At 66.6% G+C, this 13,761-nt stretch carries 12 protein-coding genes; 5 read left to right on the top strand and 7 right to left on the bottom strand.

The genetic code is table 11. The features are described 5' to 3' along the window. Positions 1-13 precede the first annotated feature (13 nt). Entirely contained in the window at positions 14-1,297 is a 1,284-nt protein-coding gene (locus BMW66_RS02495; protein ID WP_093115059.1) for a TRAP transporter large permease, read from the bottom strand. Further along, a complete protein-coding gene (locus BMW66_RS02500) occupies positions 1,297-2,439 on the bottom strand; it encodes an NAD(P)/FAD-dependent oxidoreductase (RefSeq protein ID WP_093115060.1) in 1,143 nt (380 codons plus the stop codon). Before BMW66_RS02500 ends, BMW66_RS02495 begins: the two co-directional genes overlap by 1 nt. A 121-nt stretch (positions 2,440-2,560) precedes the next feature. Here BMW66_RS02500 and BMW66_RS02505 point away from each other — a divergent pair, with 121 nt between their 5' ends. Continuing rightward, the gene (locus tag BMW66_RS02505) at positions 2,561-3,145 is read left to right on the top strand and encodes a helix-turn-helix domain-containing protein (RefSeq protein ID WP_093115061.1); all 585 of its coding nucleotides are present in this window, start codon (positions 2,561-2,563) and stop codon (positions 3,143-3,145) included. Positions 3,146-3,155: 10 nt separating this feature from the next. Here the strand turns inward: BMW66_RS02505 and BMW66_RS02510 are convergent, their stop codons facing one another. Together BMW66_RS02510 and BMW66_RS02515 are read right to left on the bottom strand one after the other, a co-directional pair. Beyond that, on the bottom strand, positions 3,156-3,866 hold the full coding sequence (locus tag BMW66_RS02510) for a TetR/AcrR family transcriptional regulator (protein ID WP_139196110.1): 711 nt from the start codon (positions 3,864-3,866) through the stop codon (positions 3,156-3,158). A gap of 156 nt (positions 3,867-4,022) precedes the next feature. After that, positions 4,023-5,291: a DEAD/DEAH box helicase gene (locus BMW66_RS02515; RefSeq protein ID WP_093115063.1), complete on the bottom strand. Its 1,269-nt coding sequence runs from the start codon at positions 5,289-5,291 to the stop codon at positions 4,023-4,025. Positions 5,292-5,644: 353 nt separating this feature from the next. Here BMW66_RS02515 and BMW66_RS02520 point away from each other — a divergent pair, with 353 nt between their 5' ends. The 3 genes from BMW66_RS02520 to recR all read left to right on the top strand — a co-directional run bounded on the left by BMW66_RS02520 (position 5,645) and on the right by recR (position 8,458). After that, positions 5,645-7,423: a DNA polymerase III subunit gamma/tau gene (locus BMW66_RS02520; RefSeq protein ID WP_093115405.1), complete on the top strand. Its 1,779-nt coding sequence runs from the start codon at positions 5,645-5,647 to the stop codon at positions 7,421-7,423. 71 nt (positions 7,424-7,494) lie between these two features. Further along, positions 7,495-7,839: a YbaB/EbfC family nucleoid-associated protein gene (locus BMW66_RS02525; RefSeq protein WP_093115064.1), complete on the top strand. Its 345-nt coding sequence runs from the start codon at positions 7,495-7,497 to the stop codon at positions 7,837-7,839. 25 nt (positions 7,840-7,864) lie between these two features. Beyond that, on the top strand, positions 7,865-8,458 hold the full coding sequence (gene recR, locus BMW66_RS02530) for a recombination mediator RecR (RefSeq protein WP_093115066.1): 594 nt from the start codon (positions 7,865-7,867) through the stop codon (positions 8,456-8,458). A 101-nt stretch (positions 8,459-8,559) separates the two neighbouring features. Here the strand turns inward: recR and BMW66_RS02535 are convergent, their stop codons facing one another. Beyond that, on the bottom strand, positions 8,560-9,375 hold the full coding sequence (locus BMW66_RS02535) for a DUF1013 domain-containing protein (protein WP_093115068.1): 816 nt from the start codon (positions 9,373-9,375) through the stop codon (positions 8,560-8,562). A gap of 149 nt (positions 9,376-9,524) precedes the next feature. On the opposite strand from BMW66_RS02535, the gene BMW66_RS02540 reads away from it, so the two are divergent. Further along, positions 9,525-10,172 carry a ribonuclease T2 family protein gene (locus tag BMW66_RS02540; protein WP_093115069.1) on the top strand — a complete coding sequence of 216 codons (648 nt, stop codon included), beginning with the start codon at positions 9,525-9,527 and terminating at the stop codon, positions 10,170-10,172. Between the two features lie 263 nt (positions 10,173-10,435). Here the strand turns inward: BMW66_RS02540 and BMW66_RS02545 are convergent, their stop codons facing one another. Together BMW66_RS02545 and BMW66_RS02550 are read right to left on the bottom strand one after the other, a co-directional pair. Further along, positions 10,436-12,715, bottom strand: a complete 2,280-nt coding sequence (locus BMW66_RS02545) for an NADP-dependent malic enzyme (protein WP_093115071.1) — start codon at positions 12,713-12,715, stop codon at positions 10,436-10,438. A 22-nt stretch (positions 12,716-12,737) separates the two neighbouring features. Then, positions 12,738-13,748 (bottom strand): type I glyceraldehyde-3-phosphate dehydrogenase, encoded by a 1,011-nt coding sequence (locus tag BMW66_RS02550; protein WP_093115073.1) that lies wholly within the window; start codon positions 13,746-13,748, stop codon positions 12,738-12,740. Between the last annotated feature and the right edge of the window lie 13 nt (positions 13,749-13,761).

The raw sequence follows: 13,761 nt of genomic DNA on the forward strand, positions 1-13,761 counted from the left end.
GATCTGCGCCTCGCTAACCTCCCGCCAGCCCGAAGGCCCGCGGCAGCGCGAGGCTGATTTCAGGGCGCCACACCAGAAGCGCGAGCACCCCGATCTGAACGAGCACGAACGGCAGGATCGTCCGCGCCAGCCGCCAGTAGTTCACCCCCGTGACCGCCGAGACCACCAGAAGGCAGCCCCCCATCGGCGGAGAGACAAGCCCGATGCACAGGTTGAAACACAGCACGATCCCAAGATGCACGGGGTCCGCCCCCTGTTCAAGCGCCACCGGCGCCAGCAACGGCACCAGAAGCGCAAGCGCCACCGGAATATCGAGCACCATTCCCGCCAGAAGAAATATGACGTTCATCGCCAGCATGTATTGCAGCGGCCCGAGGCCAAGCCGCGCGACCGTGTCCGAAATCGCCTCCGGCACCCGCTCCAGCGCGCCCAGATGGCCCAGCGCGGACACCGCGCAGATGATCACGAAGATCGACCCCGAAAGCAGCGCCGTGCGCCGGAACGCCTCGAAGATGTCATTGGCGCCAAGCCCGGCATAGAACCACCCCGCCCCGAAGGCCGCGAACACCGCCACCGCCGCCGCCTCCGTCGGGGTCATCCAGCCCAGCACGATCCCGCCAAGGATGATCGCCGGAATCGACAGCGCCGGCAGCGCGTGCAGCAACGTGGGGAAAAACGACGGCATCTCCTCGCGCGGCACGCGCGGATGGTCGTCGCGGATCGCAAAGAAGGTGTTGACCAGCAACAGCGCCCCCGCCAGCACCAGCCCCGGCACGATCCCGGCCAGAAACAGCGCCGTGACCGAGGTGCCCATGAGCGCCCCGTAAAAGATCAGGATGATGGAGGGCGGCACGATCGGCCCGATGATCGACGACGCGGCCGTAATCGCGCTCGCATAGCTGAGCGTATAGCCCCGCCGCTGCATCTCCGGCACCAGCGTGTTGGACAGCGCCGCGGAATCGGCCACCGCCGAGCCGGAAATCCCGGCAAAGAACACCGAGGTTAGGATATTGACATGCCCCAGCCCGCCGCGCACCCGCCCGACAAGCGCCATCGACAGGTTGATCAGGATCTTGGTGATCCCGCCCCGGTTCATCAACTCGCCCGCGAGGATGAAAAGCGGCATCGCCATGAGCGCGAACACGTCGATCTTGGAAAAGATCTGCTGCGGCAGGATCGCCAGATAACGCGCGTTGTCGGTCGCCAGAAACGCCAGAACCGCCGCGCCGCCGATGACATAGGCAATCGCCAGACCGGAGAACAGAAAGGCCGCCCCGGCCATCACCACCCAGATCATCAGGCCATCTCCCGCACTCTTGCGGGCGCAAGGCACGTCGCACTGACTCCGAGATCGGCAATATCACCCGGCACCGCGCGCCCCCGCACCAGCGCCGCCGCCGCACGCGCCAGCGCCGGCGCGCTCTGGATGCCGTAGCCGCCCTGCCCCGCCAGCCAGAAGAACCCCGGCGCGTCCTGCGCGAAACCGGCCACCGGATCGCCGTCGGGCAGGAAGCTGCGCAGCCCGGCCCATTTGCTCTCGATCCGGCGCACCTGAAGATCGAACGCCGTTTCGATCCGGTCCACGCAGATCGCCACGTCAAGCTCTTCGGGCTGCGCGTCGCAGGGCGGCGACAGCGTCGCATCCGCCGGCGACAGCAGCAGCTTGCCCGCATCGGGCTTGAGATAGAATTGCTCCTCGGCGTCGACCACCATGGGCCATGGGTCCGGCACCATCCCCTCGGGCGCGGCCACGAGAATCGCGGTGCGCCGCAGCGGGCGCAGCCCCAGCGGCGCGACCCCCGCGAGCGCGGCCACCTCATCGGCCCAAGCCCCGGCGGCATTGACAACGACCGGCGCGGTAAAATCGCCCGCCTCGGTCTCCACCCGCCAGCCCGCGCCGTCGCGGGTCAGTCCGCGCACCTCCGCGCCGGTGACGACATGCCCGCCGTCCGCGCGGAAGACGCGCAAGTAATGCTGATGCAGCGCGGCGACATCGACATCGGCCGCCCTTTCGTCAATCAGCCCCGCCGCCGCATAGCCGGGCCGCAGAAGCGGCACCCTTTCGGCCATCTGATCCGCGCCCAGCGGGCGCACCGCCTCGCCCAACTCCGCGTGCAGCGCGGCAAGCGCCTCCCGCTGATCGGCCCGCGCGGCGAACATCACCCCGCGCGTGCGCAAAAGATCCTGCGGCGTTCCCGCCGGCCCCTGCCCAAGAAAGAACGGATGCGAGGCGCGCGTCAGTGCCCGGATCACCGGCGGCCCGTAGGCCAGCGTGAAAATCGCCGCCGACCGTCCCGTGGTGTGGTATCCCGGCTGCGCCTCCCGCTCCAGCAGCACAATGCGCCCCGCGCCCGCCCCGGCAAGCTCCGCCGCGACCGAGGCCCCGGCCATGCCCGCACCGATCACGACGATATCGACCTGTTGCGCCCTCGCGGCCATCCCGTTCCCCTCGCGTGGTTTCCGACTCGGAGCGTAGCAGCAATTTTCCAATGGGAAAGAACAAATTTTTCCGATAGGAAAAATTCTTGGCCTTTCAGAAGTTTGCCCGTAATCTCATACCATGAAAACATCGCAGGATAACGCGACTCAGCGTCAGGAATTCGGCAGGCGCCTGCGAGAGCTGCGCCGCGACAAGAATTGGACACTGGCCGAGGTGGCGGAACGATCCGGCCTTGCCATCTCCACCATCTCCAAGGCCGAACGCGGACTGATCGCGCTGACCTATGACCGGCTGGCACAGCTTGCCGACGGTCTCGGCACCGATCTGGCCGCCTTCTTCGGCGATAGCGGAGAGACGTTCACCCCCGGAAGCTTCGCCGTCGCCCGGCGGGGCGAATTCAAACGGCAGGAAACCGAGAATTACGTCTACGAGATGCTCTTTCCCGACCTGTGGAACAAGGGAATGCGCCCGATGATGGGGTCTTTGAAGGCGCGCGCCTTCGTGGACTTCGATGAATTCGTGCGCCATCCGGGGCAGGAATTCCTGATCGTGATGGACGGCGCCGTCACGGTCTTTGCCGAAGGGCGGGATCCGGTGCATCTTCAGGCCGGCGACAGCATCTATTTCGACAGCGCCATCGGTCACCTCTACGCCTCGGACGGGGACCGCGACGCGCGAATCCTCGTGGTCTGCGTGCCCGGTTGATCCCCGCCGTTCAGGGCGCGCCGGACGCCGCCCCGCAGGCCGCCATCACCATCCGCTTGACCTCGCGGGCATAGCGGTCCGGCGTGATCCCGCGGCGGTGATATTTCGCGCGCTTGAGATACCAGTCCCGGAGCAGGGGCTTGATCAGCAACGGCATCAACTCCGGATCATCGGGGCGCAGGCATCCCGCCGCGCGACCCGCATCCAGAATTTCAGCAAGATAGATGTCGGTCGCCTCTTCGATCTCGACCGCCATGGCGCGCTGCGGTGCGGGCAGGCTGCGTGCCTCCATGAAGATGAACACGAACCAGTCCCCCATCGCCTCGCTCAGCGCAAGGTGGGTGGTCATGAACCAGCCCAGATGCGCCACCGGATCGCGGCCGATCGCCTCTGGCGGACGGCCAAGGACCGCGACGATCGCCTCCGCCACCTCATGCAGCATCATGGTCATCAGGCCGCATTTGCCGCCAACCGCCTTGTCCAGCAACGTCGCGGACAGGTTCGCCTCCCGCGCCAGTTCTTCAAGGCGCACCGTGGCAAACCCACTCTCCCGCGATTTCCGGAACACCGCCGCGACAACCCGTTCAAGCGTTTCAGGCGACAGCCCCGGCTGCGCGCCGTCCTCGCCGTCCCGGTTCCGCTCGACCATCGCGCGGCAGACATAGGACATGGTGTAGTCCGATGCCTCCACCGCCGCCTTCTCCCCGATAGGCTGGGTCAAGACCACTCCCCCGTTTGCGCTATCCATCGACATTTCCTATCGGGATAGGCGGATCGCGCGGGATGTCAAATCTTTCCGTTTCATGGAAATGGCCGACACGCTGCGCAAAAGGGGGGGCAAAGGGCCTCGCCGGATCTCCCCGCCGAGGCCGGAATGTCACGCCGCCCGACGCCGCTGGGGCCGGCGCTTGCCCGCCGAGGCAGGCGCGCCGCCACGGCCTTGACCGCCGCCGCCGCCACCGCCGCGATTGCGGTTGCGTCCGCCGCCCGGCTTGCCGACCGTCTTGCCGAGCCTTTCGGGCCGCGTTCCGCTGGCCACGGGGATCTCGATCTTCATGACCTTTTCCACCTGCCACAGCAGATCCGCCTCTTCGGGCGCACAGAAGGCGATCGCCTCGCCCTCGCGCCCGGCGCGCGCGGTGCGGCCGATGCGGTGAACGTAATTGTCCGGCGTGTCGGGCAGGTCATAGTTGATCACATAGGTCACACCGGGAATGTCGATCCCCCGCGCGGCCACATCGGTGGCCACAAGCGTTCTCACGGTGCCGTCACGAAACGCCTTGATGGCGCGGTCGCGCTGTCCCTGGCTCTTGTTGCCGTGGATCGAGGCGGCGTTGTAGCCGTCGGCCACAAGCTGCTTCATCAGCTTTTCCGCCCCGTGCTTGGTGCGCGCGAACACCAGCGTCAGCGCATCCAGATCGCGCGACAGGATTTCCCGCAGCTTGCCGGGCTTGTGCGCCTTTTCAAGAAAGATGATGGATTGCGTCACCTTGTCCGCTGCCTTGCCCGGAGGCGCGACCTGCACCCGCTTGGGGTTGGTCAGATAGGCACGGCTCAGCTCTTCCATCTGTTTGGGCATCGTGGCCGAAAACAGCATCGTCTGGCGCGGCGTGCCCAGCCGGGCGGCGATCTTGCGCAGCGCATGGATGAAGCCGAGGTCGAGCATCTGGTCGGCCTCGTCGAGGACAAGATGCTGCACGGTCTCAAGCCGCACCGCGCCGCGCTCCATCAGGTCGATCAGGCGGCCGGGCGTGGCCACGAGAATATCCGTGCCGCGCCCCAGAACGCCGATCTGGCGGTTGATCGACTGCCCGCCGACCACCGTGGCGATCTTGAGCGGCGTCGAAAACGCCAGCGGGCGCAGGCTCTCGGCGATCTGGTTCACCAGCTCGCGCGTCGGCGCGAGAATAAGCGCCTTGACCGTCTTGGGCGCGGGACGCGCCGGTTCGGCCAGCAGATGCTGGATCAGCGGCAGCCCGAAGGCCAGCGTCTTGCCGGTGCCGGTCTGCGCCAGCCCCAGAATGTCGTGCCCGTCGAGCGCGAGCGGAATCGCCTGATTCTGGATCGGGGTCGGCTCGGTGAACCCGGCGCGGGCAATGGTCTTGGTCAGGGAGGGCTCAAGGCCCAGCATGTCGAAATCGAACAAAAGGTATCCTTTCGATCCGCACAGGGCCAGATGACCCGCACACGGACGGATGTCATGGCCGCCTCTCGGGGTCGGCGCACGAGGGTATGGCAGGGCCTCGACATGCACGGGCGTATCCCATGCGGTCCGACCCGACCGAAAGAACCCTGCGTGATGGGGATCTGGTGATTGCGAACACCGTTGCGCCCGGTCTGACGGGGCGCGGCCTGCTCACGCGGCAAGGCGGCGTTGAGGGGTGTTTGCCGCATCGCGGCGACAAAGTCAAGCGGGACTCGCCCCCGGCCTGCCACTGGACCTCCGCCACGCCAGCCCCTAGTCTGCGGGGCAGGATTCCCCCGCAACAGGTGCGCCCCTTGTCCGATACCCCCGCCTATCAGGTTCTCGCCCGTAAATACCGCCCCGAGACCTTCGCCGATCTCGTCGGTCAGGACGCGATGGTGCGCACGCTCAAGAACGCGTTTCTGGCCGACCGCATCGCGCAGGCGTTCATCATGACCGGCATCCGCGGCACCGGCAAGACGACCACCGCGCGGATCATCGCCAAGGGCATGAACTGCATCGGTCCCGACGGTCAGGGCGGCCCCACGACAGACCCCTGCGGAACATGCGAGCATTGCAAGGCCATCATGGAAGGCCGCCATGTGGACGTGATGGAGATGGACGCCGCCTCGCGCACCGGCGTGGGCGACATCCGCGAGATCATCGAAAGCGTGCATTACCGCGCCGCCTCCGCGCGCTACAAGATCTACATCATCGACGAGGTGCACATGCTCTCGACCAGCGCCTTCAACGCGCTGCTCAAGACGCTGGAGGAACCGCCCGCGCATGTGAAATTCATCTTCGCCACGACCGAGATCCGCAAGGTGCCGGTCACGGTGCTGTCACGCTGCCAGCGGTTCGATCTGCGCCGGATCGAACCGGAGGACATGATCGCCATGCTGCGCCGCATCGCCACCGCCGAAGGCGCCGCGATCGCCGACGACGCGCTGGCGCTGATCACCCGCGCCGCCGAAGGCTCCGCGCGCGACGCCACCTCGCTGCTGGATCAATCCATTTCCCACGGCGCCGGGGAAACCACCGCCGAGCAGGTGCGCGCCATGCTCGGTCTGGCCGACCGGGGCCGCGTGCTCGACCTGTTCGACATGATCCTGCGCGGCGATGCCGCCGGCGCCCTGCACGAGCTGTCCGCCCAGTATGCCGAGGGCGCGGACCCGATGGCGGTGCTGCGCGATCTGGCCGAGATCACCCATTGGGTCAGCGTGGTGAAGATCACCCCCGAGGCCGCCGAGGATCCCACCGTCGGCCCCGACGAACGCGCCCGCGGCCGCGCCATGGCGGACGCGCTGCCAATGCGCGTGCTCACCCGCCTGTGGCAGATGCTTCTCAAGACGCTGGAGGAGGTGGGCAACGCCCCCAATACCATGATGGCCGCCGAAATGGCGATCATCCGCCTGACCCATGTGGCCGACCTGCCCAGCCCCGAAGAGCTTCTGCGCAAGCTTCAGGACACGCCCCCGCCCCCCGCAGCCGGCCCCGGACCGGGCGGCGGCGGCGGGTCGCGCGCCCCGGCCGCCGGCAATGGCGGGGACAGTGGCAATGGCGGCTACACCTCCCACGCCCCCGCGCGGGCGACCGGCGGCGGCGCCCCCTCCGGCGGTCCCGGCCCCGCGCAGGCGCTGGCCGCCGATCCGGCGCTGACCCATTATCCCAGCTTCGAGCATGTGATCGAGCTGATCCGCAGCAACCGCGACGTGAAACTGCTGGTGGAGGTGGAAACCTGCCTGCGCCTGGCCGCCTATCAGCCCGGGCGCATCGAATTCACCCCCACCGATGACGCCCCCGGCGATCTGGCGCAGCGCCTCGGTGCGACCTTGCAACGCTGGACCGGCAACCGCTGGGCGGTCAGCGTGGTCAACGGCGCGGGCGCCCCCACCATTGCAGAGACCCGCGAGGCCGACGACAACGCCCTGCGCGACGAGGCCCGCGCCCACCCGCTGGTGCAGGCGGTGTTCGACACCTTTCCCGGCGCGCGCATCACCTCCGTCCGCTCCGCCCGCGACATCGCCGCCGAAGCCGAGGCCGAGGCCCTGCCCGAGGTCTCCGACGAATGGGACCCGTTCGAGGAAGACTGACGCGCCGCCCCTTGTGCGCCCGCATCGCCATCCGTATCTAACAGCCAAGCCAGACCACTCAGGAGAACAACATGCTCAAGGGCCTTGGAAATCTCGGCGACATGGCCGGGATGATGAAAAAAGCGCAGGAAATGCAGTCCCGCATGGCCGAAATGCAGGACGAGCTGCACAAGATCACCGTCACCGGCGAATCCGGCGCCGGGCTGGTGACGGCCACCGCCTCGGCAAAGGGGGAACTGAAGTCGCTCGACATCGACCCGTCGATCTTTTCCGGCGACGACAAGGAAGTGGTCGAGGATCTCATCCTCGCCGCGATCAAGGACGCGCAGGCCAAGGCGGCCGACCGCGCGCAGGAAGAGATGGGCCGGATCACCGAGGATCTGGGCCTGCCCAAGGACATGAAACTGCCCTTCTGAAGGGACCGCCGGCAAAAGGCGCGCGATGAGCAACAGCAACGACATCGACCGGCTGATCGAGATCATGGCCCGCCTGCCCGGCCTCGGCCCGCGCTCGGCGCGCCGCGCGGTGCTGACCATGATCCGCAAGCGCGCGCTTCTTCTGGGCCCGCTGGCCGAGACGATGCAGACCGTCGCCCGCACCGCCCGCGAATGCCTCACCTGCGGCAATATCGGCACCTCCGAGACCTGCGCGATCTGCCGCGACGAACGGCGCGCCACCGGAGAGCTCTGCGTGGTCGAGGATGTCTCGGATCTCTGGGCGATGGAACGCGCCGGCGTCTTCAAGGGCCGTTACCACGTCATCGGCGGCACCCTGTCGGCGCTCGACGGCATCGGCCCCGAGGAACTGTCGCTGCCGCGCCTGAAGGACCGGATCGAGGCGGAAGGGATCACCGAGGTGATCCTCGCCCTGAACGCCACGGTCGAGGGGCTGACCACCGCGCATTACATCGCCGACATGCTCGAGGATTCGGTGCGGCTGTCGTCGCTGGCCCAGGGCGTGCCGATCGGCGGAGAGCTGGACTATCTCGACGAAGGCACCATCGGTGCCGCCCTGCGCGCCCGCAAACCGCTCTGACCGCGCAGACGGCCGCACCGCCACATGCGCCTGCGCGGCACGAAAAAACCGCCCCCCGAAAGGGGCGGTGCACAGAGTCTGAACGAAACGCCCGGTAAGGCTCAGCGTCCCTTGCGGGTGTCGCGGCCCTTCTTCTCGTCGTCGTCCTCGTCGTCATCCTCATCGTCGTTTTCATGTGCGCCGTCGGGCAGGTTGAAGAAACTCTCCGCATCCCTGTAATCGCCGCGGTCCGGCTTGTCTTCGTCCGCTTGACGGTCATCGCTTTCGGTCAGGCTGAAGGTCTCCAGCCCCTCGATCGCAGTGGGCATTCGCGGCTCGGCATCCATGCCGAGCGACTGCTCCGTGCTGACCAGCTTGCGACGCTCGTCATCGTTCATCACCGTGCCCTTGGCGACCTTCGTGCCGGCGGCCTTCTGCACCGCCTCGTCAAGCTCGGACTGCTTGCACAGGCCAAGCGCCACCGGGTCGATCGGCTGAATATTGGAAATGTTCCAATGGGTGCGCTCGCGGATGGCCTGAATCGTCGGCTTCGTGGTGCCCACCAGCTTGCCGATCTGCGCATCGGTCAGCTCGGGGTGGAACTTCACCAGCCACAGGATCGACGCGGGACGGTCCTGCCGCTTGGACAGCGGGGTATAGCGCGGGCCGCGGCGTTTTTCCTCGCCCTGCGCGGCGGGGTTGTGCTTGAGCTTGAGCCCGCGCTGCGGGTCTTTCTCTGCCAATTCGATATCTTCGGCCGACAACTGGTTGTTGGTGACCGGGTCAAAGCCCTTCACCCCCGCGGCCACATCGCCATCGGCGATCCCCTGGATCTCCAGCTCATGCATCCCGACGAAATCCGCGATCTGCTTGAACGTCAGGGTGGTATTGTCAACAAGCCAGACGGCTGTCGCCTTGGCCATGATCGGTTTTGCCATTGTCATCTCCTTCACGGGTCGGCCCCGACAAGACTTTCCCGGCGCCTGCCTTGGCAGGCTGCCCCGGATATGGCAGATCCGGGACGGGTTTCCGTTGTCGGGGAACTTGGCGGCTATATAGTGCCTGTCGTTCCATAAGGAAAGAGCGAATGCGCCCTGTGATCCTTTTCCTCTGCGGGCTGATCCTCGCCCTGCCCGCCGCCACCGCGCGCGCCGACGGCGAGCCGGCGGGCGTGTTCGACTATTACCTGCTCAGCCTGAGCTGGTCGCCCAACTGGTGCGCGCTCGACGGGGATGCGCGCGGCGCGGCCCCCTGCGAGACGGGGGGCGGGCATGGCTGGGTGCTGCACGGACTCTGGCCGCAGTATCATCGCGGCTGGCCCGCCTTCTGCCCGACCGCCACGCCCAACCCGCCGCGCGCCCTGACACGGTCGATGGCCGATATCATGGGCACCCCGGGCCTGGCCTGGTATCAGTGGAAAAAGCACGGGCGCTGCTCGGGCCTTGCGGCAGAGGACTACTTCGCCCTCTCGCGCCGCGCCTATGACAGCATCGCCCGCCCGCCCATGTTCCGCACCCTCACGGACCCGGTGCGCCTGCCCGCCTCTGTCGTGGAGGAGGCGTTCCTCAGGGCCAACCCCTCGCTCACCGAGGAGATGATCACCATCACCTGCCGCGACGGCCACATCCAGGAGGCGCGCATCTGCCTGTCAAAAGATCTCGCGCCCGTCCCCTGCGGCCGCGACGTCAGCCGCGACTGCGCCGCCCGCAACGCCCATTTCAAGCCTCTGCGCTAGGACCAAACGGGGCGCCGTGCGGCGCGACTCATACGTGCGTTGGGGGATTCACCCCCAAACTCCCAAGGCATTTGACCCGAAAAGATGCGGCAGGTGCCCTGCCCTTTCTTTGTTCCGAAAATACTCCAACGCAACGCCCGTCCCGTTCATCACGTCCGAAGACGGCGCGAGGCGGTCATCGCCACCGACGCGATACCGACGTTTTACCGACGTGATACCGAAACGGCTTTTTCAGCGTTTTCAGCACGTTAACCCTGATTCTCTCAACCGTAGGTCGACACCGTCGTTCCCGCCAGCGCCGAGATGTTGAGAAGCCCGCGCACCGTGATCGAGGGGGTCACGATATGCGCCCGGTTGCCCATCCCCATCAGGATCGGCCCCACCTCCAGCCCGTCCGCTAGCGATTTGAGCACATTGCGCGTGGCCCCCGCCGCATCGGTATTGGCATAGACCAGCACATTGGCCTTGCCGCTCAACCGCCCGTCGGGAAACAGCCGCTCGCGCAGATCCGGATCGAGCGCCGCATCGGTGTGCATCTCGCCCTCATACTCGAAATCGCGGGACCGCGTGTCGAGGATTTCCAGCGCGCCGCGCATCACCCGGCCCGAGCGGCTGTCGAGGTTGCCGAACTGGCTTCCGGAGCAGAGCGCGATCTTCGGTGTGACGCCGAAGCGGCGCACGTGACGCGCCGCGGCGATCACGGTTTCGGCGATCTGCTCGGCCTCCGGTTCGATGTGGATATGGGTATCGGCAACGAAGATCGGCCCCCGGTCCAGCAGGATGAGGGAGAGCGCGCCGATAGGGTGTAGTTCTGTGTTTTCAAGAACTTGCGTGACATAGTTGAGATGCCAGCGGTATTCCCCGAAAGTACCGCAAATCATGCTGTCGGCCTCGCCGCGCTCCACCGCCATGGCGGCGATGGCGGTGGTGTTGGTCCGGATGATCGCCTTGGCCAGATCGGGGGTAACCCCCTTGCGGCGCATGATCTGATGATAGCGGGACCAGTAGTCGCGAAAGCGCGCGTCGCTTTCGGGATTGACCAGTTCGAAATCCGCGCCGGGCCGGATCTTGAGCCCCATCCGGTCGAGCCGCATTTCCACGACCTCGGGCCGCCCGATCAGGATCGGCGTGTCCACCGCCTCCTCGACCATCGCCTGCGCGGCGCGCATCACGCGCTCATCCTCACCCTCGGCGAAGACGATCCGCCGGGTTGACGCGCGCGCCGCATCGAACACGGGGCGCATGATCATGGACGAGCGGAACACCTGCGCCTGAAGCTGCGCGCCATAGGCGTCGAGGTCGATATGCCGCGTGGCCACGCCGCTGTCCATCGCCGCCTTGGCCACGGCGAGCGCGATGGTTGGCAGCAACCTTGGATCGAAGGGCTTGGGGATCAGGTAATCGAGCCCGAACTTGAGCGTCTCGCCGCGATACGCCTGCCCCACCTCCGCCGAGGCCGTGGCGCGCGCAAGGCCCGCGATCGCCTCCACGCAGGCCATCTTCATCTCGTCGTTGATCTCTGTCGCGCCGACGTCAAGCGCGCCCCGGAAGATGAAGGGAAAACACAGCACGTTGTTGACCTGATTGGGATAATCGCTCCGCCCCGTGGCGATGAGCGCCCCCGGGGATGCCTCTCGCGCGACATCGGGCATGATCTCGGGAGTGGGATTGGCCAGCGCGAAGATGATGGGGTCCTTCGCCATCAGCTTGACCATCTCCCCGGTGAGCAGCCCGGGCCCCGACACCCCGAGAAACAGGTCCGCCCCGCTGAGCGCGTCCTCGATGCTGCGCTTATCGGTGTCCTGCGCGAACTCCGCCTTCTCGGGAGACAGATCGTTGCGGCCGGTATGCACCACCCCCTTGCTGTCGAGCATGAGGATATTCTCGTGCTTGACGCCCATCACCATCAGCATCTTGAGACAGGCGATCCCCGCCGCCCCCGCGCCAAGCGCGGCAACGCGGATGGTCTCCACCGATTTTCCGGCCACGATCAATGCGTTATAGGCCGCCGCCGCCGCCACGATGGCGGTGCCGTGCTGATCGTCGTGAAACACCGGGATGTTCATCCGCTCGCGGCAGATCCGCTCCACCACGAAACAATCTGGGGCCTTGATGTCCTCAAGGTTGATGGCGCCGAACGTCGGCTCCAGCCGGCACACCAGATCGGCGAGCGCCTCGGGGTCGTCCTCGTTCACCTCGATGTCGAAGCAGTCGATGCCGGCGAATTTCTTGAACAGGACGGCCTTGCCCTCCATCACCGGTTTGCTCGCCTGCGCCCCGATATTGCCAAGGCCAAGCACTGCGGACCCGTTCGTGATCACCGCGACGAGGTTGCCCTTGGCGGTATAGCGCGCGGCCTCCGCCGGGTTCCTGTCGATCTCAAGACAGGCTTCGGCCACGCCGGGTGAATAGGCCAGGCTGAGATCGCGCCCCGTGGCCATCGGCTTGGTGGGCCGGATCTCCAGTTTTCCGGGTTTGGGATACTCGTGGTAGTAAAGCGCCCGCTCGCGCAGCTTGTCGTCGTCCCTGCCACTGCTCGTCATCTGTGTCCTCCCTCTGTCCCTCTCAGCCGTTGCCGCGACACGCCATGAGGCGCGCCATGTCCAGCATCCGGCACGAAAACCCCCATTCGTTGTCATACCAGCCGAACACCCGCAGCAGCCCGCCGTCCGAAACCGAGGTTTCGGGGCCGGACAGGATGAGCGATTCGGGCCGGGCGCGCAGGTCGGTGCTCACCAGCGGCTTTTCCGTCCAGCCGATCAAAGGCGAGCGCGCCGCCTCTGCCTTCAGGTGGGCGTTCGCACTCTCTTTCGTGACCGGCGCGCGGGTCTGTATGGTCATATCTATGGCGCTCACGCTGGCGGTCGGCACCCGGATCGCGCGCGCCTCCACCCGTCCCTTGAGGTGCGGCAGAACCCGGTCGGTCAGGCGCTGCGCCGATGTCGTCGTGGGCACCATCGACAGCGCCGCGGCCCGGCTGCGCGCCAGATCGCCGCGCGGCTTGTCCACTGTTGGCTGGCTGCCGGTGTAGCAATGCACGGTGGTCATCTGCCCGCTGATCAGGCCGAACCCGTCGTCCAGCATGCGCATCAGCGGCGCAAGCGCATTCGTCGTGCAGGAGGCGTTCGACACGATCCGGTGATCGCCCAGCCGATCCTCGTTGGCGCCCATCACGACTGTGATATCCGCCTCATCGGACGGGCCGGAAATCAGCACTGCGCCCGCACCCGCCTCGATCCCGCGCTCGGCCACGGCGCGCTTGCCGGCCATGCCGGTGCATTCCAGTACAAGATCGACACCCGACAGATCGAGCGCACGCAAATCGCCTTCCGCGTGAAAGGGGATGGCGCGGCCGTCCACCGTCAACTGCCCGCCCCCGGCCTGCACGTCGCCGGGGTATGGTCCGAAAACGCTATCGTATTCAAAGAGATAGGCGCAGGTTTCCAACGGCTCAATATCGTTGATCCCGACAATCTCCAGATCATCGAACTCCCCGCCGCGCGCCATGATGCGCAGCAGGGTCCGGCCGATCCGGCCAAACCCGTTGATGAAGATGCGAGTGGGTGCTGTGGTCATGTCTTCCCGGCGT

Origin of the sequence: Salinihabitans flavidus (assembly GCF_900110425.1) — a bacterium.
In the GTDB taxonomy this organism is placed as follows: Bacteria; Pseudomonadota; Alphaproteobacteria; order Rhodobacterales; family Rhodobacteraceae; genus Salinihabitans; species Salinihabitans flavidus.

Excerpts from the sequence above, each read along its gene's own strand:
- BMW66_RS02540 (WP_093115069.1), top strand. The coding sequence starts at position 9,525 with ATGCGCCCTGTGATCCTTTTCCTCTGCGGGCTGATCCTCGCCCTGCCC.
- BMW66_RS02535 (WP_093115068.1), bottom strand. The coding sequence starts at position 9,375 with ATGGCAAAACCGATCATGGCCAAGGCGACAGCCGTCTGGCTTGTTGAC.
- BMW66_RS02545 (WP_093115071.1), bottom strand. The coding sequence starts at position 12,715 with ATGACGAGCAGTGGCAGGGACGACGACAAGCTGCGCGAGCGGGCGCTT.
- BMW66_RS02550 (WP_093115073.1), bottom strand. The coding sequence starts at position 13,748 with ATGACCACAGCACCCACTCGCATCTTCATCAACGGGTTTGGCCGGATC.
- BMW66_RS02500 (WP_093115060.1), bottom strand. The coding sequence starts at position 2,439 with ATGGCCGCGAGGGCGCAACAGGTCGATATCGTCGTGATCGGTGCGGGC.
- recR (WP_093115066.1), top strand. The coding sequence starts at position 7,865 with ATGAGCAACAGCAACGACATCGACCGGCTGATCGAGATCATGGCCCGC.
- BMW66_RS02505 (WP_093115061.1), top strand. The coding sequence starts at position 2,561 with ATGAAAACATCGCAGGATAACGCGACTCAGCGTCAGGAATTCGGCAGG.
- BMW66_RS02525 (WP_093115064.1), top strand. The coding sequence starts at position 7,495 with ATGCTCAAGGGCCTTGGAAATCTCGGCGACATGGCCGGGATGATGAAA.
- BMW66_RS02495 (WP_093115059.1), bottom strand. The coding sequence starts at position 1,297 with ATGATCTGGGTGGTGATGGCCGGGGCGGCCTTTCTGTTCTCCGGTCTG.